A 25,836-nucleotide genomic window follows, 5' to 3' on the forward strand; every position below is an offset into this window, starting at 1 on the left:
GATTAAGGAACGTTAATGACGGAATATTTTTTACAGGCTTTTATTTACCTCACCGCGGCAGTGATAGCTGTTCCGTTAGCCAATAAATTGGGGCTGGGATCAGTATTAGGTTATTTGATTGCTGGTGTGGTCATTGGCCCTATTGTTGGGCTTGTGGGCAGTGAAACCAATACTATTCAACACTTTGCTGAGTTTGGTGTGGTAATGATGTTGTTTTTAGTCGGTTTAGAGCTTGAACCCAAAATGCTTTGGGCAATGCGAAATCGGCTTTTAGGCCTTGGAGGTTTGCAAGTCGCTGGCTCGGTGCTTGCGGTCATGGCCTGTGCCATTTACGCCGGTTATCAAACCAGTATAGCTCTCACCATTGGATTAATATTTTCGTTATCGTCGACAGCAATCGTATTGCAAACCTTGTCAGAGAAGCGCCTTAACAAAACCCATGCCGGTAAAAATGCTTTTTCAGTGTTATTGTTCCAGGATATTGCGGTTATCCCAATGTTGGCGTTTATTCCGTTATTGGCTTTACCTGAACTAGTCGAAAAAGCCCAAGTTGCTGCCAGTCGCTTGAGTGAGCAACATGAACAATTAAGCCTAGTGGCATCATTACCGGGTTGGGCTTATGCCATTGTACTGATAGTGGCGATTGGTATTGTGGTGTTAGGCGGACATTACTTGAGTCGGCCCTTATTTAAAATGGTCGCTGAGTCGGGCGCTCGCGAAATATCAACCGCAGCAGCATTAATGCTGGTGATTGGTATCGCGGCGTTAATGAGTTTAGTGGGGATCTCTCCGGCTTTAGGGACATTCTTAGCTGGCGTGGTGTTGGCCAACAGTGAGTTTAAACATGAATTAGAAGCCAATATCGGCCCATTTAAAGGACTGTTATTAGGGCTGTTTTTTATCACGGTAGGCGCAGGGATTGATTTTGCGGTGTTGTTCGCAAGTTTTGGCGAAATCATGTTAATCACCTTGGGTGTGATGTTTATAAAAGCGTTTGTACTGTATTTATTAGCCTTAATATTCAGGATTAAAGGCAGTGATCGTTGGTTGTTTACCCTCAGTCTCGCGCAAGCCGGTGAGTTTGGTTTTGTGCTACTCAGTTTTAGTGTGCAGCAGCATGTTATCCCAACTGATTTAGCGCAAACCTTATCGATAGTCGTTGCGTTGTCGATGTTTTTAACGCCTGGGCTGTTTATCTTGTTTGATAAAGTGATTTATCCGCGTTTTCAAATTAAAACCAATCAGCGAGAGCAAGACAATATTGATGATCAAGGCACGGTTATTATTGCCGGTATTGGCCGCTTTGGCCAGGTGGTGAATCGGTTTTTAGTGTCTAATAATATTAAAACAGTGGTACTGGATTATCAGGTATCACAAGTTGATACCATAAGACGGATCAACACTAAAGCGTATTATGGAGATGCAACACGCCCAGATTTACTGAAAACGGCAGGCATTGACGAGGCGTCTTTGTTTGTAGTGGCCATCGATAACCGTGAGAGCAGTGTAGAGTTAGTTAAATATTTACACCACAGTTACCCTAAACTCAAAATAGTGGCCAGAGCGTTCGATAGAGGGCATGGACACTTACTTAAAGAGGCCGGGGCTGATGTGGTTGAGTCTGAAACACACCATTCTGCGTTAGAATTGAGCGTATCGTCTTTGCAATTGCTTGGGTACAACGACGATTACGTTATGCGGCGCAAAGCCACCTATAAACGCATAGAAAAAGAGGCATCAAACCGGCTGTATAACTTTTGGTTAAAAGAGTCAGCAGGAGAGCGTTTTAGCAATGACTTTATTAAACTATTTATGTTGTACGAGGAGCGTTTAAAGCAAGCTATGGAAGAAGATAATGCGGCGCATCAAGATGATGTTGAAGACCGTTTAGCGCCAGAGAACAGCGCTGATGTTGATTCTGCTCAAGATGAGGCCGTCACAAGCAACAGTAATACCATGCCTACATAGCGACGCTTTAATCAAAAAATGCAGGAAGCATTCTCAATGCACATGCAGATTGGTTTAAATCGTCACCTTATGTCAGATATGATAAAAAAGACCGCCGAGGCGGTCTTTTTTATACGGGCTGTAACAACACCAATATGTGGTCTATTTGACTCGCATACCCGGTTGCGCGCCTTCATGGGGCTCTAAAATAAACAGGTCTTTACCGCCAGGTCCTGCGGCTAATACCATACCTTCAGAGTCACCAAACTTCATGGTGCGAGGGGCAAGGTTGGCAACCATCACCGTTAATTTACCTTCCAAGTCTTCAGGCGCGTAGGCAGATTTTATCCCCGCAAACACTTGTTTGGTTTTACCACCTAAATCAAGTTCAAGGCGCAATAACTTATTGGCTTTTTCGATGTGTTCAGCTTTGCTGATCCGTGCAATACGCAAATCAATTTTAGCAAAATCATCGAAAGTGATTTCTGGGCTAATGGGGTCTTGCGCTAATTGATCAACCGCTTGCTTAGGCGCTGGTGCTTGCGTTGCTTGTAAGTTCTCTTTTGACGCTTCGATAATGGCTTCAACATTTTTCATGTCGATACGTTGCATTAAGGCTTTAAACGGCGCAATTTCATGGCCAGATAAGTCTTGCGCTAGATTATCCCATGTTAGTGTGAGCTGCAGAAAGCCTTCTACATCTTGAGCAAGTTTTGGCAACACAGGTTTAAGGTAGGTGACCAAAATACGGAACAAGTTAAGTGCATTACTGCACACTTGATGCGCTTCTTCTTGCTTGTCATCTTGTTTTACTAATTGCCACGGCGCGGCGTCAGCGACATAACCGTTTGCGATGTCGGCTAATGCCATAATTTCACGCATGGCTTTGCCAAACTCGCGGGTTTCGTAAAACTCTGCAATGGTTTCGCTTTTTGCAAGAAAAGCTTCTGTCAGGCTGGTGTCAGCGACTTTGGCCAGCTTGCCGTCAAAACGTTTACTGATAAACCCTGCCGTGCGTGACGCAAGATTAACGAGTTTACCCACTAAATCTGAGTTAACGCGTTGGGCAAAGTCTTCAAGGTTTAAATCTAAGTCATCAATACGGCTATTTAATTTAGCTGCATAGTAATAACGCAAATATTCAGGATCTAAATTATCAAGATAAGTACGCGCCTTAATAAACGTGCCTTTAGATTTAGACATTTTTGAACCGTTTACCGTGACATAGCCATGGGCATAAACACTGGTAGGTTTACGAATACCCGCACCATCTAACATGGCAGGCCAAAATAGGCTATGGAAGTAAACAATGTCTTTACCGATGAAATGATACACTTCTGCGGTAGAATCGATACCCCAAAAATCATCAAAGTTTAGGTCGTCACGTTTATCACATAAGTTCTTAAATGAACCCATGTAACCAATAGGTGCGTCTAACCATACATAAAAGAATTTGCCCGGCGCATCAGGGATCTCAAAACCAAAATATGGGGCATCTCGCGAGATGTCCCATTGTTGTAGGCCTTGCTCAAACCATTCACCCAGTTTATTGGCCATTTCTTGCTGTAATGAACCCGATTGGATCCACTCTTTCAACATGCCTTCAAATGCAGGTAGGTCAAAAAAGAAATGTTCAGTGTCTTTCATTACCGGTGTGGCACCTGAAACCGCTGATTTAGGATTAATTAAATCTGTCGTGCTGTAAGTTGCACCGCAGTTATCGCAGTTGTCGCCGTATTGATCTTCAGACTTACACTTTGGGCAGGTGCCTTTAACAAAACGGTCTGGCAAAAACATGTTTTTTTCAGGGTCGTAAAGTTGTGAGATGGTTTTGGTTTTAATGTAACCCGCATCACGTAACTTTAAATAGATGTCGTTGGCTAATACACGGTTTTCATCGCTATGGGTGCTGTGAAAATTATCAAATTGGATATTGAAGTCAGCGAAATCTTGTTGATGCTCTTTTTGCACTTGAGCAATCATTTCTTCAGGTGTGATCCCCATTTGCTGAGCTTTGAGCATAATCGGCGTGCCGTGAGCATCATCTGCACAAATGTAGTGGCATTCATGACCACGTAACTTTTGGAAACGAGACCAAATATCCGTTTGGATATATTCAAGCATGTGACCCAAATGGATTGGACCGTTAGCGTAAGGTAGGGCACTTGTGACCAGTATTTTTCGCTGTGATGTTGTCATGTTATCTCTATATCAAATTACACTCAAAATATGCTCCAATCCTAACCGATTGACTTAAATTTTTCATCAAAACATGACTTAAAAAGCGTATTAATCGCTATTTTTTTACTAAGTTCTGATACACTTGTAAAAATTTCACGTTTGGAGCTGCGGTTTTGATTAAAACGCATACAAATTATCAATTAAGTGATGAATTACTATCACCTGTTTTAGATATTTTAGAGGCCTTTGTTGATCCTTATCTGAAAAAAGGCTTAGTGTCAGCCGAGTGTGTTAGTTCGCTGGCAATATCGGGTAAACGTTTACAATTAGGTCTCGTTTATCCTTATCCCTGTATGACGCAATATCGTGATACTGTTATGGCGATAACCAATCGTTTAGCGGTATTAGATGCCATTGACGAAGTTGAATGTGAAATCGATTTCCAACCTCGTGTTTATTCAGCCCTGCCTGCCATTCCTCCTATTCCAAACGTTAAGCAAGTGATTGCCGTTGCCTCTGGTAAAGGTGGTGTGGGTAAATCAACTACGGCTGTTAATCTTGCATTAGCGTTAAAAGCTGAAGGCGCAGAAGTGGGCATTTTAGATGCCGACATTTACGGACCTTCGATTCCGCTAATGTTGGGGATCCCTAATTTTCGCCCGCAATCGCCAGACGGCAAGCACATGACGGCAGCATCTGCCCACGGTATTTCAGCCCAGTCAATTGGTTTTATGCTTAGCGGTGATGAAGCTGCTGTATGGCGAGGACCTATGGCTGCTGGAGCATTAGCTCAGCTTTTAAATGAAACTCAATGGCCTGAGCTTGATTATTTAATTATCGATATGCCACCTGGAACCGGTGACATTCAACTTACCTTATCGCAAAAAGTCCCTGTAAGCGGTGCCGTGATTGTAACAACTCCACAAGACATCGCCTTAGCGGATGCGAAAAAGGGTATCACTATGTTCAGTAAAGTGAACATTCCGGTATTGGGTATTATTGAAAATATGAGTTTTCATTTATGCCCAGAATGCGGCCATAAAGAACACCCATTTGGGACTCATGGCGGCAGCCAAATAGCCCAAAGGTACAATGTGCCATTATTAGGTGCATTACCACTGCATATTAATATTCGTGAATCTATGGATAACGGCGCTCCAAGTGTGATCAGTGAGCCAGAAAGTGAAGTGTCAGGGATATATCGCGAAATTGCTCGTAAATTAGGGGCAGAATTAGCACTTCAACAAGTGACATCAACCGTAAACATTAGCATATCAGACGACGAATAAGGTTAAGAGATGAATTCTCAGCAGTGTGTCATAATTGGGATCGCCGGTGCATCGGCTTCAGGTAAAAGTTTAATTGCCAAAACCATTTTTGAAGAATTGTGTAGTGATTTAGGCACAAATCAAATTGGTGTTATTAATGAAGATGCCTACTACCGTGATCAAAGTCATATGACCATGGATGAACGCGTTAAAACAAATTATGACCATCCGAAAGCGTTAGACCATCAGCTATTAGCGACTCATCTAACCCAACTTAAACAAGGTGAAGCTGTTCATATTCCTTGTTATAGCTACACTGAGCATACTCGGACCAGTGAAACACTTGTCATGCAACCTAAAAAAGTCATTATTTTAGAAGGGATCTTATTATTAACCGATCCTAAATTACGTGATTTAATGGATGCGACGGTGTTTATGGACACTCCACTGGATATTTGTTTCCTTCGCCGTTTAACCCGTGACGTTGCAGAACGTGGAAGAACCATGGAGTCGGTCATTTCGCAATATAAAAAAACCGTGCGCCCAATGTTTTTACAGTTCATTGAACCTTCTAAACAATATGCTGACATTATAGTGCCTCGTGGCGGTAAAAACCGTATCGCCACTGATATTTTAAAGGCCAGAATACAGCACTTATTGGCCAAATAGCCTTTCAGGGAGAAAGTGCAGTATGCGTTTAACAGATATTGAAATTGAACAGTGTTTAGATAATGGCTCGATTATTATCGAGCCACGCCCTTGCATTGATGCTATATCGGGAGTCAGTGTTGATGTCCGTTTAGGCAGCCAATTTCGAGTCTTCGAAGATCATACTGCACCTTACATTGATTTAAGTGGCCCAAGTGCAGAAATGCAGTTGGCACTTGATCGTGTGATGAGTGATAAAATCGATATTACCGATAATAACGCTTTTTTTCTCCACCCAGGTGAATTAGCGCTGGCGATAACTTTTGAAAGTGTCACCTTACCGCCAGATATTGTAGGTTGGTTAGATGGACGCTCATCTTTGGCTCGTTTAGGCTTGATGGTTCACGTGACTGCGCATCGAATCGATCCCGGTTGGCAAGGTAAAATTGTATTAGAGATATACAACAGTGGTAAATTGCCGCTAGCACTTCGCCCTGGTATGACAATTGGCGCACTTAACTTTGAGCGTTTAAGTTCACCCGTTGCGCGACCCTACAACACTCGCAAAAACGCCAAGTACAAAGATCAGCAAGACGCTGTAGCTAGCCGGATCAGCCAGGACAAATAATGGCAATGGTGTGGGTTAACCAAGTAGCGAATAGCACTGTCAGTCCTTTTGACCGCGGATTGGCATACGGTGATGGCGTGTTTGCAACAATGCGTACTGCGTCGGCTAATCAGACTGCGGCGGTTTTGTTTATTGACAATCACCTGTCGCGCTTGCAACAAAGTTGTTTGCGATTAGGAATGCATTGGCAAGCAAGCGATGCATTAGTCAGTCAGCTCTTGTCTTTAGCAACACAATACCCTCAACATTGTATTAAATTACTCCTTACTCGTGGTGAGGGTGGGCGTGGCTATCAAGCGCCAGCACAACCCCAAATCAATGAAATCGTCAGTGTTACTGCTATTCCTGAGCATTATTATCAATGGCAGCAACAAGGGATTGCACTCGCATTATCGCCCATTACACTTGCTCGCCAACCGTTACTGGCAGGCATGAAACACCTTAACCGATTGGAACAAGTCCTAATTAAGTCACAATCCTTGGTAGCCAAGACCCAAGATTGGCTGGTATGTGATACAGATGGTTGGGTGATAGAATCATCAATGGCAAATATCTTTGCGATTATTAATGGCAAGGTAGTGACTCCAGCAATAACACATGCAGGGGTCAGTGGGGTGATGCGCGAACAATTTATCGATGCATTGCTTCAAGATGGCTTTGAGGTGATGGTTAAACCGATGCGTTATGGAGATATTACTGCGGCTGAACATATCGTTATTACAAACAGTTTATTTGGTGTGGTTGATGTACACACCATTGATCAATGTCAATTTAGCCGTTGGACGCACACGTCGCGATTCAGGCACATTTTGAGTGTAAATTTACCATCATGATTAAAACAATAACAACACGATTATTGGCAAGTTTAATTCCACTATTTGCTCTTGTTTGCCTTGGTGGCTACTGGTTTGCTAGTAACTTAATCGCTTTTCAAAAACAACCTTTAAAGCTCGAGCAAGTCCAAGCATTCAATGTTGAGGCCGGAACTTCTATTATCAAACTAGCACAACAATTAGAACAACTTTCGTTGATAACAGACAGTTGGAAAGTTAAGTATTTGGTTAAATTGGAGCCTAAACTAGCACAAATAAAAACTGGCTATTATCAACTTATCCCAGGTGACACTCTCGAGAGCGTGTTTCAGCGTTTTCGATTAGGCCAAGAGGCGGTATTTAGTGTCACCCTAATTGAAGGGAAATCAATTAAAGAGTGGCAACAAGCATTAGCAAAAAGTGAGCATTTAATTGTCGGTAATGACGACTTTAACCAGGTGTTATTGGCAAATGGTGACAGTTCGGGTTTACCTGAGGGTAAGTTTTATCCTGAAACATTTCACTATCATGCCGGTGATAACGTTCAAACGGTGTTGCAACGCAGTTTTGACATGATGCAAATGAGTCTCAAGCAAGCATGGGCCGGGCGTGATGAAGATTTGGCATTAAGCTCACCTTATGAATTGTTGATTATTGCATCCATTATTGAAAAAGAAACCGGCAAGCCAGAAGAACGCGATTGGGTGTCAGCGGTCTTTAACAATCGCCTTAAAAAGGGGATGCGTTTACAAACTGACCCGACAGTGATTTATGGTATGGGCGAGCGCTATAAAGGCAACATTACGCGTAAAGACTTGCGTGAAGCGACGGCATTTAATACCTACAAAATAGATGGGCTACCGCCAACCCCGATAGCAGCACCGAGTCGTGCATCGTTATTTGCCGCAGCAAACCCAGCGAAAGTTAATTATTTATATTTTGTGTCGCGTAATGACGGTAGCCACGTATTTTCATCGACATTAAAAGCGCATAACAAAGCGGTAAACGAATTTCAGAGAAAAAGAAAATGATGAGCCAAGTAGGAAAATTTATCGTTATTGAAGGGCTAGAGGGCGCTGGGAAATCCAGTGCTGTTGCACTTGTTAATGATTTAATACAACAACATACCGGTCAAGCACCGGTGTGTACTCGTGAGCCTGGTGGTACACCATTGGCCGAAAAAATGCGTGATTTGGTCAAAATTGCAGACGAAACTGACCCGCTTTGCGATGAGGCTGAATGTTTACTTATTTATGCCGCTCGAACGCAACTCATTGCTAACGTGATTAAACCGGCACTTGCTAAGGGACAGTGGGTGTTAGGTGACCGTCATAACCTATCATCTCTCGCTTATCAAGGCGGCGGCCGAGGGTTAATGCCGTTAGTTAAAGCGGTAAGCGATGCATGTCTTGGTCGTTTTAAACCTGACTTTACCCTGTATTTAGATATTGACCCAAAGCTTGGACTTACTCGTGCAGCTAACCGCGGTGAATTAGATAGGATTGAGCAGCAAGCCATTGCGTTTTTTGAACGGGCCAGACAAACTTATTTACAGTTGGCAGCACAAGATGACAGTATTGTTGTCATTGATGCGAGTCAACCGATAGATAAAGTGCATCAAGATATTCGCATGCAATTGCAACAAAGTTTACCTATGTTGCACCACAAAGCTTAGCTCTCGCGCTAAAGGACATTATTGACATGAGCGATTATCAATTAGCACAACTCCCTTGGTTAGCCGATGCGCACCAACGTTTTGTGGATGTGCATTATCGCGGAAAAAACAGTCATGCTCATTTGATTAATGTCGACAATGCTTTAGGCGGGATGATTTTGGCTAAAGCTTGTGCTGAAACGGTGTTGTGTGAACAATTGACTCCCGTTGGCGCCTGCGGCCAATGTAAAAGCTGTCTATTGTTAAGTGCCAATAGTCATCCTGATCTACATGTTGTTAAGCCTGATGGGAATCAAATTAAAGTCGATCAAATTAGGCAGTTGTGCCAATCATTAACTCAGACGGCTCAGCAAGGTGGTGCAAGGGTTGCATTGATCACCGATGTAGAGCGACTTAATATTGCCGCGGCTAATGCTTTACTTAAAACGTTAGAAGAACCGGGTAATGACGTGGTATTGATTTTACAAACTAATCGAACATCACAACTGCTTCCGACTATTACTAGCCGCTGCCAAACGCTGGCTTTTAATACGCCAGACAAGCACCAAATCCTGCAATGGTTAGCTCAACAACATTTGTTGCCTGCTGCAAATGAGCAGGGTAAAAGTCATGATGTCACTTGGTGTTTAAGTGTCGTCGGTGGGCCATTGTCTTTGGCCGAGAGTTTACGGAGTAAACATTACCAACAATTGTTAACGTACCGACAAGATTGGGCTCAAAGTTTAAAAAAAGGACATTTAACCAACAGTTTATTATCATTGTCAGAACAACAAATTGTTGATGCACTTAATGTTTTGTATTTGTACTTACGCCAATATGTGTTAAAAAGTAATAGTAAGGTGCAGTTGCAAGATAAGCCGTCTTTACAATTGAACCCATTGGTGCAAGGTAAGTTAATTGAATTCGCAGGGACTGTGATGCAGATGTGCCAAAAGCTGCAAACCATGCCAAGCATTAATACACAGGCTTTATGCCAACAATATATCCTCACGTTTAAGCAGATTATAAACGGATAATGCTAAACGAAACTTTAACTCTTTTACGGAATAGAAAGAATTACTTATGGTCGATCTTGTAGTCAACTACGATAATATACATAAGCTTTATCGTGCATACATGCCATTTATTAAACCGGCAGGCTTATTTATTTCGACTACAGAAAGTCATTATTTAGGTCAAGAATTGACTATTTCTTATCGTTTACCTAATGCTACCCAAGCTAATGAGTTTCAAGGCACTGTCGTATGGATTAACCCATTAGGTGCATCAGGCGGACGTCCGGCGGGAATTGGTGTTAAAATTAAAACGGATGTAGAAAGTCATAAACACCATATCGAAAAATTATTATCAAGCGAACTGTCTTCGAGCGATTTGACCTGTACCATGTAGCTAGGTATTCTTGCGCATCTGATTTAATTGCTAACATTGTTGTGAAAGATTACCCATGCTAATTGATTCCCATTGCCACCTAGACCGCCTAAAAGCGGCTCCTGATACCGCAAGCCTTCACACCATTATGGACAACGCTAAAGCACAAGGCGTTGATTATTTATTATGTGTCAACGTTCGCCAGCAAGGTTTTGAAGCCATGCGCGATAAAGTTGCAGCGTTTAATAATGTGTTTTTATCATCTGGTGTGCACCCATTAGATGTACAAGAAGGCTTAAACATTGAAGACATTAAGCGCTTTGCAACCGATCCTCGGGTCGTTGCCATTGGTGAAACTGGTCTCGATTATTTTTATTCAAATGACACCAAAGCACTGCAACAACAGTGTTTTGAACAGCAAATTGCACTCGCGGTTGAAGTCAACAAACCGTTAATCGTTCATACGCGTGATGCTCGAGAAGATACCATCAATATGCTTAAAGCTGGCCATGCAGATAAAGTGGGTGGGGTATTACATTGTTTTACTGAAAACTGGGAAATGGCCAAAGCAGCGATTGATTTGGGTTTTTACATTTCAGTTTCTGGCATTGTGACGTTTAAAAATGCCGGTGAGTTACGTAGCGTCATACGCCAAGTGCCAAAAGACAGATTACTGGTCGAAACCGATTCGCCTTATTTAGCGCCTGTGCCACATCGTGGCCAAGAGAACCAGCCTGCTTATGTGCGTGATGTTGCTGAATTTGTAGCAGAGCTGCGCGGCGAGAAATTTGATGAGCTGGCTCAATACACCACAGATAACTTCTTTAATCTGTTTAAAGAGGCTGCCACATTAATCGGTCGTTAAAAGCAGATAAAAAAAGACCCAAAACTATCCAATTGTTTTGGGCCTAGGGAAAGGGCTCGGTTAAGAGCCTTGCGCTACTGTGTGGCATCAGACGTATACACTTGCTTTTGTGGAAACAAGTCAATTAATTGTCGATGCCGAATACTCAATGAACTGTGACTAAATTATAGTCATAGTTCATTGGCTTTGCCTAAAAGATAATCAAAATAGTTTGATCTGGATCGGTTTGGGTGCGCAGTAAGTGTGACCTCAATCGCATTATTGTGTATTTATAAACTCAAATTAACGTTATCGCGCACTAAATCTCGGGGTAAATTATTTTTGAGTCTATGCCCCAAATGTTTTACCACACCGATAACCACATTATGATAACTCACTAACATCTCTCCTTGAGCCGTGTCGGTAAGTTGCTTCTGCATTGCTGCTGAAAAGGTATTACTCGCAATATCCCGGCCCATTAAATAATCTTGTGCTTGGGTATCTGACAACGTGATACAACGTGGGTTATTACTTGCTTTAGTTGATAACGCAATAATGGCTTCGTGCTTGGCTTTATAGCCTTTTTTGAGCGTGTCAGCGAGTTTTAGGCCAATACGTTGGAAGCGCATTTTGCCGATCAAAGGCATAAACATCGCCGGAAATAACCAATATTCATCATCGCGAAACATAATGATGTCATCTTGAGGTAAATGGATTGCAAATGTGTCGGCAAAATAGTGTTTTAACGCATGCTGCTGCTTCTCAGTTGCGATGGTAAAAGGGAAGTTTTTTTGTAGTTTAGGTTGTTTTTTTAAACGTTCAACCGAAGCCGTTTTACGCATTTTGGCGACAAAAAAACCTTCACTATCGTAAATCTGTGGCCAAACATGCAAAAATCCCTCTTTAGTGCAGGCTTTATTGGCGCCATCAAATAGGTTTTCAAGTGAGATAAATTCAACTGCATCAGGATAACGTTGTTGTATAAATTGGCAAATGTGTTGGTTTTCTAGTTGGCTTAAGGTACAGGTTGAGTAGACCAATGTCCCGCCTGGTTTTAATGCTAAAAATGCCGATTCAATTAAGTCTTTTTGCGTTTCGCTAATCGCTGTAACATCTTCAATATCCCAATGCTTTAATGCTAGCGGGTCTTTACGAACCGTACCTTCTCCGCCACAGGGCGCATCCAATAAAATGGCATCAAAAGACTCATACAAATATTCGCCAAATACGCGGCCATCGAAATGGGTTAGGGCGGTATGGCTCGCGCCCATTCTCAGCACATTGGCATGCAATACTTTGACTCTGCTGGCTGAATATTCATTAGCAACCAATAATCCATTATTTTGCATTAACGCAGCAATTTGAGTGGTTTTAGAGCCTGGGGCAGAGGCCACATCTAACACACATTCTGGATTCACACTGTCAGAAAATAATGCTGTAGGTGGCAGCATTGAGCTGGCTTCTTGAATATAGAATAACCCTTGTATGTGCTCAATGGCATTGCCTAATTGCACATCATCTTTACCATCAATCCAAAAGCCATCTGCGCACCAAGGAATGGGCTGCAATTGCCAACCCGCTTGGGTCATTATATTGGCAAATTCTGCACTGGATATTTTTAAGGTATTGACCCTTATCGATTTTCGTAATGGTTTATCACATATAGAGATAAACTCATCAAGAGATAAATGAGCCGGCAGTTCTTTCTCTATGTGGCTGATAAAGTTTGGGTTTAATTGGACCATAATAATCAAGTTACACTTTATTTAGCAGAATTGTGCAGATCATAACACGTAATTGTTACCCCTCAATGCCTATGAATACTGTATATTATGCAAAAATTACGTCTGTGTGTCGGAGTTCAGTGTGCTAAATAGGGTCTGGCTTTTATTTTTTATTGTGGCTGCCGTTGCTATCATCATCCAATTATTTGGTGGCAATAACGAGGTATTGAGTGAAACCGTCACGGCATTATTTGCCAGCGCCAAATTAGCCGCAGACATTTCGTTAGGGCTCATTGGTGTGTTAGCGCTATGGATGGGCTTAATGCAGATAGGCGAAAAAGCCGGTGTTGTCAGTCTGTTTGCCCGTTTGTTTGAGCCATTGCTGTCTAAATTGATGCCAGAGGTTCCCCGTGGCCATGTGGCTTATGGCAGCATCAGTATGAACTTAACGGCAAACATTTTAGGTCTAGATAACGCCGCAACGCCATTAGGCTTAAAAGCCATGCATGATTTGCAAAGTTTAAACCCAATAAAAACCGTAGCAACAAATGCACAAATTTTATTTTTAGTGCTCAATACCTCTTCGGTCACTTTGGTGCCAGTCACGGTATTTTTATATCGTGCACAGCAAGGTGCCCCTAATCCTGCAGATGTGTTTTTACCTATTTTATTGGCAACAAGCGCCTCTACCATTGTGGGTTTACTCGTGGTGGCAACCGTGCAGCGCATTTCGCTGTTTAACAGTGTTATTTTAGCTTATGCCGGATTAATTATTGGCTCTTTAATGGCTGGTGTAGCTTATTTAGTGACCTTGTCGGTTGAAGCGATTGGTCAAATCTCTATGGTGCTGGGTAATGGTATTTTATTGATATTAATTTTCAGTTTTATTATGGCGGCAGGCTATCGAAAAATTGCCGTTTATGATGAATTTGTGGAAGGCGCAAAACAAGGCTTTAACCAGGCGATAACGCTAATTCCATATCTGATTGCGATGTTGCTTGCAATTGGTGTGTTGCGGGCGTCTGGCGCGTTAGATTATGCATTACAATTGTTAGCTTCTATTGTTAATGGCTTTGGGTGGGATACACGTTTTATTGATGCTATGCCTACAGCGTTGATGAAACCATTTAGCGGCTCAGGAGCCAGAGCCATGATGCTAGAAACCATGGACCATCATGGAGTCGATTCATTTGCTGGTCGCTTAGCTGCAATATTGCAGGGCAGCACCGAAACCACATTTTATGTGTTAGCAGTTTATTTCGGCTCTGTAGGTATTCGCAACGGTCGTCATGCGCTTAGTTGTGGTCTTGCTGCTGATGCGGCTGGGATCAGTGCAGCAATTGGCGTGTGTTATTGGTTTTATGGTTAGCACTTAATACTCAATGATTTCACTTAATACGGATCAGTTTTTTTGAAGCGGGATTAAACGTAAAGAAAGGCCGATAGTGATATCGGCCTTTATTGATTAATGAACGCGCTATTTATACCAATCCTTTATTAGAATGTGATCTATTTTAGGCTGCGTCACTAGTCCCAGTACAATGAAAATGACTGCAGGTGTAGTCATTCTACATCAACGTCATTTGAAGTCGTAATGGGGTTTGTGATGCAACCCCGAAGGGCGAATTTATCAGCGTGGTCTTCTTTGTTAGCCTTTCTTAACGTAGTGCACTATGCCCTCAAAAGGCTGCCTCGAATACCTCACTGATAACTTTCGCTAAAAGAGCAAATTCTAATGCGGATTGGTATTATTACCTAGCTTGTACTGGTTGCCATTCGGTCCATTCGGCTAACATTTTATGTTGTAGTTTAATACGGTCATTTGCCGTTAAACGATTAGTGTCATTGGTGACATCTTGTGTCGCAATAGCGATGCCGCCAGCAAGAATGGTTTCAAGCGACTGGGCTTCTAATTGTGCGCCAGAAAATAACCCAACATCTAATTTGATCCCTGATGCATCCCAAAATTGACTGCTCTGATTCACGAGATGACGATATTGTGCCTTTACATGAGCATACAGCGTAATATCGATACCGCTGTCAGCTAATTGGTAGCCATCAATTTGACCGACATTAATACCACGGAAAAACAATGGAGTGCCGACCTTAATTGACCCTAATTGGCTATCTACTAGCTGAAACCTCACGGCATCGGCAGGGACGTTAGCATCTAGGCGGGCATGATTTAACGCCGTGAATTGATTTGTTGTGGAAGTATTGTTACCAGGGATAACACCAATATACGGCCCAGTGATTAATGTGTCTGGAGCCTGGATCCCAGCAAGCGAGATTTGCGCTTCTACGACAAAAAATTCACTGTCATCGCGACTAAAACGCTCTGCATAGTCGCCATAAAGGTAGGCTTTGGCGTTAAGTGTGGTCAATGCTGGGTTAAGTTTGACTTGTGAAATCTCGCCTACTTGATGGCCTTGATAACGAATGGCGGCATTTGCAGTAATTTTTGCACTGACGGGTAAAATCAATTCGATGACTTTTGCCTGCATTAACGCTAATTTTTGACTGTCATATAGCCTTAAATTTGCTTGGGTGACATTAGCTGATTTTGTGTCTAAATGCCCAAGAGTAATACTGCCATTTATCGCCCCTTTTAACGGCGAGACATCAATATCAACTCCGGCGAGGCTAGCATTAATAGCCACGGCATTATTGCGCCAAAATACGGTATTAGGCTTGATTAAAGGTGCAAACTTTTTCTCGATATTGATATCAATAGTGAACTTGTCTGCTTCAGCTTGCCAATTGACTTTGCTCACGGAGCCAATTTGCATTTTTTTATAGTAAACAGGTGAGCCTTCGGCTAAGTCAGCACCATCGATACTGGTTAATGTCATCGTGCTCATTTGCTGCTTTGCATACACGCTTTTTGCTGCTTCAATTGACTCATGTAAGGTTAATCGGTCATTGGCAGCGACTAATCTATTACTTTTACCGGGCACTAGACTGATAGCACCTTCTAGCACAGTGGTAAGATCGCGCGTGGTGACACTCACACCACCAAGTGATGCATTAATGGCGAGAGCGCTTTCGGGTACAAAAAAGCTTCCTTGAGTCACTAAACGGGTAAACTCGGGTAAGATTTCGATTTGATATTCTACCTTAGCAAAGTCTTCACTGAGATTAACGCTAACGATTTGACCAATAGGCAATTGTTTATATCGTACTTGTGCGCCATTGCTTACACCTGTATGCGTACTTGCCTCAATGGTTAATACTAATTTGTCTGCAGTGAGCAAATCCGGCGCTTGCGTGGCTAGCTCAAATTGCATTGATTCAGTGGCGCTTAGGGTGCCGGGTAAAACACTGATGACGCTACCGGTAATTAATCGACCAACATTTTTCATGGCTTTGAGTGACAGTTCAGCCCCACTTAACCAAAAACGGCTGTCTGGTGTGATCAAGTCTTTGTATTTATGATCGACTTGAGCTGTAAATTGAACACCATCTTGAGTTAATTGCTTGCTGTCAATCTGACCAATTGTTATGCCGCGATAAACTAGCGCAGTACCTTCATCGATATCATCTGCATTGGCGGCGGTTAAGGTGACGTTAATCCCACCGATTGCGGCTTGCTCGTCATGAAATAATGGATAAGTATCGCCATTTTTTGCCAGTTCAGTTTCTGAGCCACTGTCAAAGCTGATCCCGCCGGCTAAGATTGAGGCAATACTTTCTGTGTTGATTTTAACACCACTTAGCGAAGCGTCTATTTTTAAGCCGGACACATTCCAAAAGCGTGAATCTTTATGCACTAAGTGTGTGTATTGTTCTTGAACGAATGCACTAATAATAATTTGTTTGTTACCATCTAAACGGTAACTGACAACACTCCCCACTGGAACTTGGCGGAAAAACACCGGAGATCCAACATCAATCGAACCGAGTTTAGGTGCTTTAAGTTCCACCATAATCCCTTCGCTACCAGGTAAAATGGCAGGGGCCTCACGCTGTGCTTCAAACTCGGTGGTCGATCGACCTTCGCCAGGTTGAATTGCGATGTAATTACCAGAGAAAAGGGTATCTAAGCCTTCGACACCGGTAATACTGGCTTTGGGTTTGACTAACCAAAATAGGGTGTTTTTATTTAAAAAAGGGTCCGCGCGATAATCCATAATCACTTTGACGTTGACACCTTTGAGATCATCGTCAATGCCAATGTCAGACACCTTACCTACGGTCAGCCCTTGATATTTCACGAGCGTTTTGCCAATGTCGATGCCGGCAGCACTTGGAAAATGGATCATAATTTCGATACCAGATTCTTTGATACTTTTTACCCCAAGCCAAGCGCCTAAAATCAACGCGACCACGGGTAATAACCAGATTGGCGAGAATAATTTTTTCTTCACAACTTTAGGTGATTCAATTTGTGTCATGTGTTTTTTCCAAGCGGTCCCAGAGTAAACGAGTATCAAGCACTTTGGCGGCTAATTGAGTCAGTAGAATCACTAAGGCAAAAGCCGTCGCAGCAGGTGCGGGTTTAGCGTCAAGTAACTGCCCCATATTGACAAGGGCAACCGTCAACGAAATAACAAATAGATCAAGCATCGACCAACGGCCGATCCATTCAATAACATGAAAACCTACCATGAGTTTTCTTTTTGATATGGGCAAATTAAAACTGATCGCCGCCAGATAGGTCGCGAGACCAAATATTTTTAACCATGGCACTAAAATACTGGCGGTAAACACAATAATGGCGATGGGAAACATGCCCGTTTGTACTAAGTGGCTAATACCGCTAAAAATGGTGTCGTTAGTCACCACCCCACGGTTAGTTAATAGGGTAATCGGATACACATTCGCCAATACTAATAATATGGTTGCTGTGACCAATAAAGCCCAGCTTTGTTGCACACTAGCGTAATTGCGTGTGGCTAGTTTACTATAACAACGGCGACAATTACTGTGTGTGATCAGATTGAGTTTCTTACACACAGGACACAAGCATAAGCCCATTTGGTTTCCCTGGATATGCGCAGGTGCCGTGTCCGTATCATGGCTTAAGGGGAGCGGTACTGCATTGACAACCTGCTTGGCAGTGTGTTTAGTGCTCATCAACAAAACTCCACATATGCTCGAGATTATATTCGCGCTGTAAAAATAGAATAATCACAAACAACATCGTAAAACTGAATGTACCCATACCAAAATACACATCTGAGAAATCAGACAGTTGAAAAGCCGACACTAAAAAACTAATCACATAAATTTCCAACATGGTCATTTGGGCAATCAGTCCTTGGTTTTTAAGTAAGGTTGTGTAGGTGCGCTGCCAAAAAGATTGTTGTAGTTTTAATTTAACAATTAGGACTTGCGTCAATATCGATAAAATCAATACTGCAGGGGCAATCACCGCAGCCACCATCACAGCCAGTCCAACAACCCAATAACCTTGTGCCCACACCGCAATTGCTGCCTCAAAAACCGTTGTGGTTCTGATACTGCCTAAAAAATGAATTTCAAGTACGGGTAATAAGTTCGCCGGGATAAAAATAATGAGTGCGGCAATACACAACGCAAGCATGCCGTTTATCGAGCAATAAGGTGCATCATATAATGCAGTATCACAACGAGGACAGAGCGCTCGAGCACTAGAAGGAAGCGCACGTTTTCGTACTGCCAAATCACAGGAACGGCATAAAATAATTGAATCATGATCATCAAGTTCATGCATCAAAAGTGGTTTAATCCATATCAAAAGCGCTGAGTAAAAAGAAGGCAATGACATCTGCCTTGTTATCTGGTTTCTTGAATCATTGCCAATAATGACAACCTGACAAAATATCAATGTTACTTGATAATATCAGAATAATCAGAACACTTGCATCATAAGTTAAATGTGTGAGATTCTATGTACTGTATATAAAAACAGTGAGGATTATATCATGGCAGTGATTACCCAATTTGTCGTGGTTAGAGAAGGGGTGGAAAAGATGACATTCACATCGAAGAAGGAGGCCGATGCCTACGATAAGATGCTTGATATTGCCGACAATCTGCTTCCTTTTTTGGCCCAAGCAGACATCGAACTTGACGAAAATAAGTGCGAACAACTCGCATTTTACATGGCAAACAATAAAGATGAGCTTTCTAACTTGCTAAAAGGCACAGTAAAGGTTAAAACCCCTCCTGCAGCCAAAGTCAAAAAGACCACTGCGAAAAATACTCCAACAGAATAACGACGTTAATGCTTTCAGCCAGCAATTAACGTCAGTGTTAAGGAATGAAAATGAAAACCGAATTTTACCAAACATTAAATCGTCAAGCTCAAGCATTACTTGAAGGCGAGGATGATTTAATTGCGGCAATGGCTAACTTTTCAGCATTACTCAATGATAATCTTGCTGACTTAAATTGGGCAGGATTTTACATTAAGCGCGGTGAGCAATTAGTATTAGGCCCGTTTCAAGGTAAAGTCGCTTGTACACGAATTGCTATCGGCAAAGGGGTTTGTGGCACTGCGGCTGCTTTGAATACGACCCAACGCGTTGCCGATGTACATGAATTCGATGGCCACATTGCTTGTGATTCGGCCAGTAATTCTGAAATCGTTATCCCTGTTCGCCAGGGCGAAGAAGTGGTAGCCGTTTTAGACATCGACAGTCCATTATTGAATCGTTTTGATGAAGAGGATCAAATTGGTCTGGAAATGATGGTAAAAAGTTTCGAATCTGGCTTATTTGCTTAAATAGCGAACAAATAAGGCTAAATCATAGTCGCATTCGCTGCTGCGAGCTTTATAATACGCAGCTGTACACATTTGTACTGGATTTCATTGTCAGCGATGATTTAAGCTGATAGCAAGTTTGGTTAAATTGTTAAGGTTTGTTTCAATGACTTTAGCAAACAGGCGGATAGTGATAATTTGTACGTTAGGCTTTAAATACAAAGCTTAGCGAAAGATGAACGACTGCATGGCATACTCTGCCCAGAACAGTCCCTTTATTAACGTGGAAGTAAAAATGGAATCAACAGACAAGTTGACCGATACCAACGCAATATTAGCGTATTTATATGAAACCTTTCCTTTATGCTTTATTGCTGAGGGTGAAACTAAACCATTAAAAATTGGTCTATTTCAAGACTTGGCTGAACGGTTAGCTGATGATTCTAAAGTCAGTAAGACACAATTACGTGTTGCACTACGTCGTTACACAAGTAGCTGGCGTTACCTAAAGGGTGTTAAAGCCGGTGCACAACGCATCGATCTTGATGGCAATGATTGTGGTGAATTAGAACAAGAACATATTGATCACGCTCAAGCGACGTTAAAAGAAAGTCAAGAAAAGGCTAAAGCTAAACGTCAAGCACAGGCGCCTAAAAATGCAGCTAAAAAGCCTGCAAAGAAAGCTGCACCTAAACGTGCACCAGTGAAAAAAGAACGTCCAGCACCTGTCGCTGCGCCTGTTGTTAAATTAGAGCCTGCAAAGCTTGAAGAATTAAAACAAAAGCAACGAGTCAATGTTAAATTAGGTGCAACACCAGTTCCGGGTGTCGTTACCGACATTAATAAAGAAGATGTGCATGTTCAGTTAGACACTGGCTTGACCATCAAAGTACGTGCAGAGCACATACTATTATAGAAATTTAAGGAGTACTTGTTGATGCGAAAACTTACCTTGGCCGTGTCGATTGCCAGCTTATTTGTCGGCTTTTCGGCGTGGGCAATATCACCAACGATTCAAATCAGCGAGTTACCCAAGCTAGCACAAGAGCCGCAACACAAAGTGGCTAGCAAGCGAGTAACCACATTGTTTACTCGCTCGCACTATCATCGCTTTAACCTAGATGATGCCTTCTCAGAGCAAATCTACTCACGTTTTCTTGAGCAATTAGACTATCGCCGTAATGTGCTAACCGCAGAAGACATTGCCAGCTTTGATCAGTATAAAAATCAATTTGATGACATGGTGACCAGTGGCGATATTAGCCCAGCGTTTACTATGTATGATTTAGTTCAGAAACGTCGTTATGAGCGTTTTGCTTATGCACTAACATTGCTTGACAAAGAGTTTGATTTTACCAAAGCCGGTGATGCCTATGAGTTCGACCGTGAAGACGCCGCTTGGCCAAAAGATGAAGCCGAAGTTAATGAATTGTGGCGTCAACGCGTTAAGTACGATGCATTAAATTTAAAGCTAACGGGTAAAAAATGGCCTGAAATTGTTGAAGTTTTAGAAAAACGCTATAACAATGCCATTAAGCGTTTAAGTCAAACTCAAAGCGAAGATGTGTTTCAAAGTGTTATGAACGCTTTTGCTCGTAGCGTTGAGCCTCATACTAGTTATTTGTCGCCTCGCAATGCAGAACGTTTCCAAATGGAAATGAACTTAAGCCTCGAAGGCATTGGTGCTGTATTGCAAATGGATGATGACTATACCGTGATTAAAAGCTTGGTTGCTGGTGGCCCCGCGGCTAACAGCGAAAAGTTATCGCCAGAAGATAAAATTATCGGTGTGGGACAAAAAGGCAATGATATTGTTGATGTCATAGGCTGGCGCTTAGATGATGTTGTTGATTTGATTAAAGGGCCAAAAGGCAGTGAAGTTGTACTGCAAATTTTGCCTAAAAAGGGTGGCGCTAACGCAAAAACCTTTGAAGTGACTATCACGCGTGACAAAATTCGTTTAGAAGACCGTGCCGCTACCTCAAAAGTGGTTGAGCCAACAGAAGGTCAGTACGCTAACCGTAAAGTCGGTGTGATTCAAATTCCTGGTTTTTATATGAATTTGTCACAAGACGTTGCTAAAGAAATTACTAAGCTTGAACAAGATAATGTTGAAGGAATTATTATCGACCTTCGTGGTAATGGCGGTGGTGCGTTAACCGAAGCAACATTATTAACGGGTTTGTTTATTGATATGGGGCCCGTTGTACAAATACGCGATGCCAATGGCGGTGTTAATCAAAACCGTGATAATGACGGCAAGAGTGCTTATACCGGTCCATTAACCGTTATGGTTGACCGTTATAGTGCCTCGGCCTCGGAGATTTTTGCTGCGGCATTGCAAGATTACGATCGTGCCTTAATTGTGGGTGAATCAACCTTTGGTAAAGGTACTGTGCAACAACACAAGAGCCTAGGTCGCATTTATGATATGTACGAAAAGCCCATTGGCCATGTGCAGTATACGATTGCGAAGTTTTACCGAATAAATGGCGGCAGCACTCAGTTAAAAGGGGTGACACCTGATGTTCGATTCCCGAGTGCCTTAGAGCCTGGAGAATATGGTGAGTCAGAAGAAAAAAATGCGCTACCTTGGGATAAAGTGCCTGTGGCGCAATACAATACTCTAGGTAACGTAACCCCAAACTTAATCAGTATGTTAGATGCCAAACACAAAGCGCGTATTAGTACTGATACTGAGTTCAGCTATATATACGAAGACATTAATGAGTTTAAAAAGCATCACAAAGACAAGACTATCTCCTTGGTTGAAAGTGAGCGTATTGCTTCTCGTGAGTCAGATGATAAACGTGCCCTAGACCGTGCTAATGCTCGCCGCGTTCAAGAAGGTCTTGAAGTGGTTAAATCGCTAGATGACATTGAAACAACTGACGAAAGTAAATTACCTGATGCATTTTTAGATGAAACAGCCTATATCACTTTAGATATGGCAGATGCCGAAAAAATGGCGAAAGCTGCAGCTAAGTAAACGGTAACATTACACAAAAAAACGCGCTTAAGGCGCGTTTTTTCTTAACATTATCAAGAGACTTAATGATATTGACTATCACTAAGTGAAAATGAGTTTGTTCGAAAAGGATCGAGTATGAGTCAAGCACAAGAAAAACATTTAAAAGACTACGCAAAGCCTGCTTTCATGATTACCCATGTTGATCTAAATGTCATTTTAGATGGTAAAAATACCAAAGTGACCACCACCAGTAAAGTGATCCGCAATGGTCAGCATCAACATGAACTGGTGTTAGATGGTGAACAAATATCGCTAAGCTCAGTCAAACTAAACGGCAGTTCAGTTGATTATCGTCAACATGATAATCAATTATTCATTACCACAGCACTCAATGAGTTTGATTTAGAAGTAGTGACTTTACTCGACCCTGAAGCAAACTCTAGTCTTGAAGGTTTATATATGTCAGATGGGGCCTATTGCACTCAATGTGAGGCTGAAGGCTTTCGCCGTATTACCTATTTTTTAGATCGTCCTGATGTACTGGCTATCTATACTGTGCGCATCGAAGCTGATAAAGCTGCATTTCCATTTTTATTGAGCAACGGTAATTTAATTGATAAAGGTGAAATGCCTCGTTCAGGTCGACATTTTGTTAAATGGCATGACCCATTTCCAAAACCGAGTTATTTATTTGCGTTAGTGGCGGGCGATTTTGATTTACTCAACGACAGCTTTACAACGCAATCAGGTCGCGAAGTTAAATTGCAAGTGTTTGTTGACAAAGGCAACTTACATAAAGCCGATCACGCAATGGCGTCATTAAAGAAATCCATGAAGTGGGATGAAACTCGCTTCGGTTTAGAATACGACTTAGATATCTATATGATCGTTGCCGTCGACTTCTTCAATATGGGGGCGATGGAGAATAAGGGGTTAAACGTATTTAACACTAAATATGTATTAGCGGATAAAGCCAGTGCCACAGATGATGACTATCACGGTATCGAATCTGTTGTAGGTCACGAATATTTCCATAACTGGACCGGTAACCGTGTCACTTGCCGTGACTGGTTTCAGTTAAGCCTAAAAGAAGGGTTAACTGTTTTTCGCGATCAAGAATTTAGTTCAGACGTTGGCTCACGCGCAGTTAACCGTATCCAGGCAATCCGCGTGATGAAAAATCAACAGTTTGCTGAAGATGCTGGGCCTATGTCGCATCCAATTCGTCCAGAAAGTGTCATAGAAATGAATAACTTCTATACAGTGACCGTTTACGACAAAGGTGCTGAAGTGATTCGTATGATGCACACCATTTTGGGCGAAGAAGGTTTTCAGGCTGGGATGAAATGTTACTTTGAACGCCACGATGGCCAAGCTGTGACTTGTGACGATTTTGTCAATGCCATGCAAGATGCTAGTGGAAAAGATTTAACTTTATTCCGTCGTTGGTACAGCCAAGCTGGCACGCCTGTTGTGACCGTAACAGATAAATTTGATGTTGATAAAGGCGAGTATCATTTAACAGTTAGTCAGCACGTTGTCTCTAACGGCGTTAAAGGCCAAAGCTTACATATTCCATTCAGTGTCGAACTACTCGACAATGCCGGTGAATCGATAGTCAATAAAGTACTTGATGTGACTAAAGCGAGCCAGACTTTTGTGTTTGATGGGCTAACCAGTGCGCCAACCGTTTCGTTGTTACAAGACTTTTCCGCTCCAGTAAAATTGGTTTATGATTTTTCTATTGATCAATTGGTTCACTTGATGCGTCATGCATCGAGCGAGGTTGCACGCTGGGAAGCCTCTGTGCAATTAGTCAGTCAAACCATTTGGAACAACATTGCTCAATTACAACAGCAACAAGTGATGACCGTCGACAGTCGTGTCATTGAGGCATTTAGAGGTATCATACTCGATGTTAATCTTGACCAAGCGTTAGTGGCTGAGATCTTGTCAATTCCGTCGGCTTCGGCATTGATTGAGCAGGTTGATAGCGTTGATTTAGATGCATTAGAAAAAGCCAGAGAATTTGTTGTTGAAGAATTAGCTACGGCTTGTGAAGATGAACTACTCGCTCGTTATCGTGAGCTTAGTATCTTAGATAATGCAGGTGCACGTGCATTTAAAAATGTCGCACTAAGTTTGTTATGCCAGGTGTCTGATGTGCATGAGAGTGTGGTAGAAAATCAATATTACAATGCGCAAAATATGACAGATTGTCTTGGTGCTTTAAAAGCGGCAACAAGCGCACAATTAACGTGTTTGCCGGCATTGTTGAGCGACTTTGAATCTAAATGGCATTCAACCCCTTTGGTCATGGATAAATGGTTAACATTACAGGCGTTGATGAATACTGACGATGTTATTGAGCAAATTAAACTGTTAACGAAACACAACAGTTTTAGTTTTTCTAACCCAAATCGAGTGCGTTCATTAATTGGTGCGTTTGCCTCGGGCAACACCTATCAATTTCACCGTGCTGACGGTGAGGGGTATCGATATTTAACCCAAATTTTGATTAAATTAAACAAGAGCAACCCTCAAGTGGCTTCTCGAATGATCACGCCGTTAATCCAATTTGCTAAATTTGATGCATCTCGCCAACAATTAATGAAACAGTGTTTGCAAGAGCTTAAAAACTTGCCAGATTTATCTAAAGATTTATACGAAAAAGTCACTAAATCATTAGTCGAATAATCGTATTGTTACGGGCGCTTTTTTAACAACATTAAGTGGCTATATCAACAGATAAAAAGGAGAGCTTGCTCTCCTTTTTTGTGGAGAATACAGTGGAATTATATTTTTCATTAAATGTGAGTTATGAGGCTTTTTTACCTTACTACCAAGGAGTTGCAGAAAAAGTTGAAGTACGAGATCAATATGCAAGGGTGTTACACATAAATGGTAAATATTTTAGACCATTTTTAACCTCTCAAGGCGTACAGGGAAAGTTTAAATTAGTGTTAAATTCCGATGGAAGTTTTAAATCACTGAATAAATTATAGAGCATTTACTTCAAACGTTTGATTGACTCATGTAATGTTAAAGTTAACAAAGTGAAAAACTATAAGTGCATGAAAAT

General features: G+C 42.0%; 22 protein-coding genes. 17 read left to right on the top strand and 5 right to left on the bottom strand.

Annotated features, from left to right (window positions below; translation table 11 throughout):
• Positions 1 to 15: 15 nt before the first annotated feature.
• Complete coding sequence (locus PQR79_RS02260; RefSeq protein WP_238103531.1) at positions 16 to 1,968, top strand: monovalent cation:proton antiporter-2 (CPA2) family protein; 1,953 nt, start codon at positions 16 to 18, stop codon at positions 1,966 to 1,968.
• A 141-nt stretch (positions 1,969 to 2,109) separates the two neighbouring features.
• On the opposite strand, the gene metG is transcribed toward PQR79_RS02260, so the two are convergent.
• On the bottom strand, positions 2,110 to 4,146 hold the full coding sequence (metG, locus tag PQR79_RS02265; RefSeq protein ID WP_238103533.1) for a methionine--tRNA ligase: 2,037 nt from the start codon (positions 4,144 to 4,146) through the stop codon (positions 2,110 to 2,112).
• A gap of 155 nt (positions 4,147 to 4,301) precedes the next feature.
• Between metG and apbC the strand changes: the two genes are divergently transcribed.
• The 9 genes from apbC to PQR79_RS02310 are packed head-to-tail and all read left to right on the top strand — an operon-like array spanning position 4,302 to position 11,392.
• Entirely contained in the window at positions 4,302 to 5,417 is a 1,116-nt protein-coding gene (gene apbC / locus PQR79_RS02270) for an iron-sulfur cluster carrier protein ApbC (RefSeq protein WP_238103535.1), read from the top strand.
• A gap of 9 nt (positions 5,418 to 5,426) precedes the next feature.
• A complete protein-coding gene (gene udk, locus PQR79_RS02275) occupies positions 5,427 to 6,065 on the top strand; it encodes a uridine kinase (RefSeq protein ID WP_238103537.1) in 639 nt (212 codons plus the stop codon).
• Positions 6,066 to 6,087: 22 nt separating this feature from the next.
• Positions 6,088 to 6,672, top strand: a complete 585-nt coding sequence (dcd, locus tag PQR79_RS02280; RefSeq protein WP_238103538.1) for a dCTP deaminase — start codon at positions 6,088 to 6,090, stop codon at positions 6,670 to 6,672.
• Positions 6,673 to 6,677: 5 nt separating this feature from the next.
• Positions 6,678 to 7,505, top strand: coding sequence for an aminodeoxychorismate lyase (gene pabC / locus PQR79_RS02285; protein WP_372940419.1), 828 nt, complete (start codon positions 6,678 to 6,680; stop codon positions 7,503 to 7,505).
• A complete protein-coding gene (gene mltG / locus PQR79_RS02290) occupies positions 7,505 to 8,515 on the top strand; it encodes an endolytic transglycosylase MltG (protein ID WP_372940421.1) in 1,011 nt (336 codons plus the stop codon). Before pabC ends, mltG begins: the two co-directional genes overlap by 1 nt.
• Complete coding sequence (gene tmk, locus PQR79_RS02295; RefSeq protein ID WP_238104169.1) at positions 8,515 to 9,159, top strand: dTMP kinase; 645 nt, start codon at positions 8,515 to 8,517, stop codon at positions 9,157 to 9,159. Before mltG ends, tmk begins: the two co-directional genes overlap by 1 nt.
• Positions 9,160 to 9,176: 17 nt before the next feature.
• Entirely contained in the window at positions 9,177 to 10,175 is a 999-nt protein-coding gene (gene holB, locus PQR79_RS02300) for a DNA polymerase III subunit delta' (RefSeq protein WP_438270802.1), read from the top strand.
• Positions 10,176 to 10,221: 46 nt separating this feature from the next.
• Positions 10,222 to 10,548: a PilZ domain-containing protein gene (locus PQR79_RS02305; RefSeq protein WP_188916460.1), complete on the top strand. Its 327-nt coding sequence runs from the start codon at positions 10,222 to 10,224 to the stop codon at positions 10,546 to 10,548.
• A 55-nt stretch (positions 10,549 to 10,603) separates the two neighbouring features.
• Positions 10,604 to 11,392 carry a TatD family hydrolase gene (locus PQR79_RS02310; protein ID WP_238103542.1) on the top strand — a complete coding sequence of 263 codons (789 nt, stop codon included), beginning with the start codon at positions 10,604 to 10,606 and terminating at the stop codon, positions 11,390 to 11,392.
• Between the two features lie 269 nt (positions 11,393 to 11,661).
• On the opposite strand, the gene rsmF is transcribed toward PQR79_RS02310, so the two are convergent.
• Entirely contained in the window at positions 11,662 to 13,116 is a 1,455-nt protein-coding gene (gene rsmF / locus PQR79_RS02315; RefSeq protein ID WP_238104170.1) for a 16S rRNA (cytosine(1407)-C(5))-methyltransferase RsmF, read from the bottom strand.
• 121 nt (positions 13,117 to 13,237) lie between these two features.
• Here rsmF and PQR79_RS02320 point away from each other — a divergent pair, with 121 nt between their 5' ends.
• Positions 13,238 to 14,464, top strand: a complete 1,227-nt coding sequence (locus PQR79_RS02320) for a nucleoside recognition domain-containing protein (RefSeq protein ID WP_238103543.1) — start codon at positions 13,238 to 13,240, stop codon at positions 14,462 to 14,464.
• A gap of 382 nt (positions 14,465 to 14,846) precedes the next feature.
• Here PQR79_RS02320 and PQR79_RS02325 read toward each other — a convergent pair whose 3' ends face one another.
• From PQR79_RS02325 to PQR79_RS02335, 3 genes are all read right to left on the bottom strand, one after another.
• Positions 14,847 to 17,489 (bottom strand): MlaD family protein, encoded by a 2,643-nt coding sequence (locus tag PQR79_RS02325; protein ID WP_238103544.1) that lies wholly within the window; start codon positions 17,487 to 17,489, stop codon positions 14,847 to 14,849.
• A complete protein-coding gene (locus PQR79_RS02330; RefSeq protein ID WP_238104171.1) occupies positions 17,476 to 18,072 on the bottom strand; it encodes a paraquat-inducible protein A in 597 nt (198 codons plus the stop codon). The genes PQR79_RS02325 and PQR79_RS02330 overlap by 14 nt, the downstream gene beginning before the upstream one ends.
• 88 nt (positions 18,073 to 18,160) lie before the next feature.
• Positions 18,161 to 18,790: a paraquat-inducible protein A gene (locus tag PQR79_RS02335; RefSeq protein ID WP_238104172.1), complete on the bottom strand. Its 630-nt coding sequence runs from the start codon at positions 18,788 to 18,790 to the stop codon at positions 18,161 to 18,163.
• A 211-nt stretch (positions 18,791 to 19,001) separates the two neighbouring features.
• Here PQR79_RS02335 and PQR79_RS02340 point away from each other — a divergent pair, with 211 nt between their 5' ends.
• From PQR79_RS02340 to PQR79_RS02365, 6 genes are all read left to right on the top strand, one after another.
• Entirely contained in the window at positions 19,002 to 19,295 is a 294-nt protein-coding gene (locus tag PQR79_RS02340; RefSeq protein WP_238103547.1) for a YebG family protein, read from the top strand.
• A gap of 50 nt (positions 19,296 to 19,345) precedes the next feature.
• Positions 19,346 to 19,804: a GAF domain-containing protein gene (locus PQR79_RS02345; protein ID WP_238103549.1), complete on the top strand. Its 459-nt coding sequence runs from the start codon at positions 19,346 to 19,348 to the stop codon at positions 19,802 to 19,804.
• A gap of 274 nt (positions 19,805 to 20,078) precedes the next feature.
• Complete coding sequence (proQ, locus tag PQR79_RS02350; RefSeq protein ID WP_238103550.1) at positions 20,079 to 20,699, top strand: RNA chaperone ProQ; 621 nt, start codon at positions 20,079 to 20,081, stop codon at positions 20,697 to 20,699.
• Positions 20,700 to 20,720: 21 nt separating this feature from the next.
• Positions 20,721 to 22,772 (top strand): carboxy terminal-processing peptidase, encoded by a 2,052-nt coding sequence (gene prc, locus PQR79_RS02355; RefSeq protein ID WP_238103551.1) that lies wholly within the window; start codon positions 20,721 to 20,723, stop codon positions 22,770 to 22,772.
• Between the two features lie 117 nt (positions 22,773 to 22,889).
• On the top strand, positions 22,890 to 25,451 hold the full coding sequence (gene pepN, locus PQR79_RS02360; RefSeq protein ID WP_238103552.1) for an aminopeptidase N: 2,562 nt from the start codon (positions 22,890 to 22,892) through the stop codon (positions 25,449 to 25,451).
• 92 nt (positions 25,452 to 25,543) lie between these two features.
• The gene (locus PQR79_RS02365) at positions 25,544 to 25,759 is read left to right on the top strand and encodes a DUF2835 domain-containing protein (protein ID WP_238103553.1); all 216 of its coding nucleotides are present in this window, start codon (positions 25,544 to 25,546) and stop codon (positions 25,757 to 25,759) included.
• Positions 25,760 to 25,836: the final 77 nt, after the last annotated feature.

Origin of the sequence: Shewanella metallivivens (assembly GCF_028750675.1) — a bacterium.
GTDB lineage: Bacteria > Pseudomonadota > Gammaproteobacteria > Enterobacterales > Shewanellaceae > Shewanella > Shewanella metallivivens.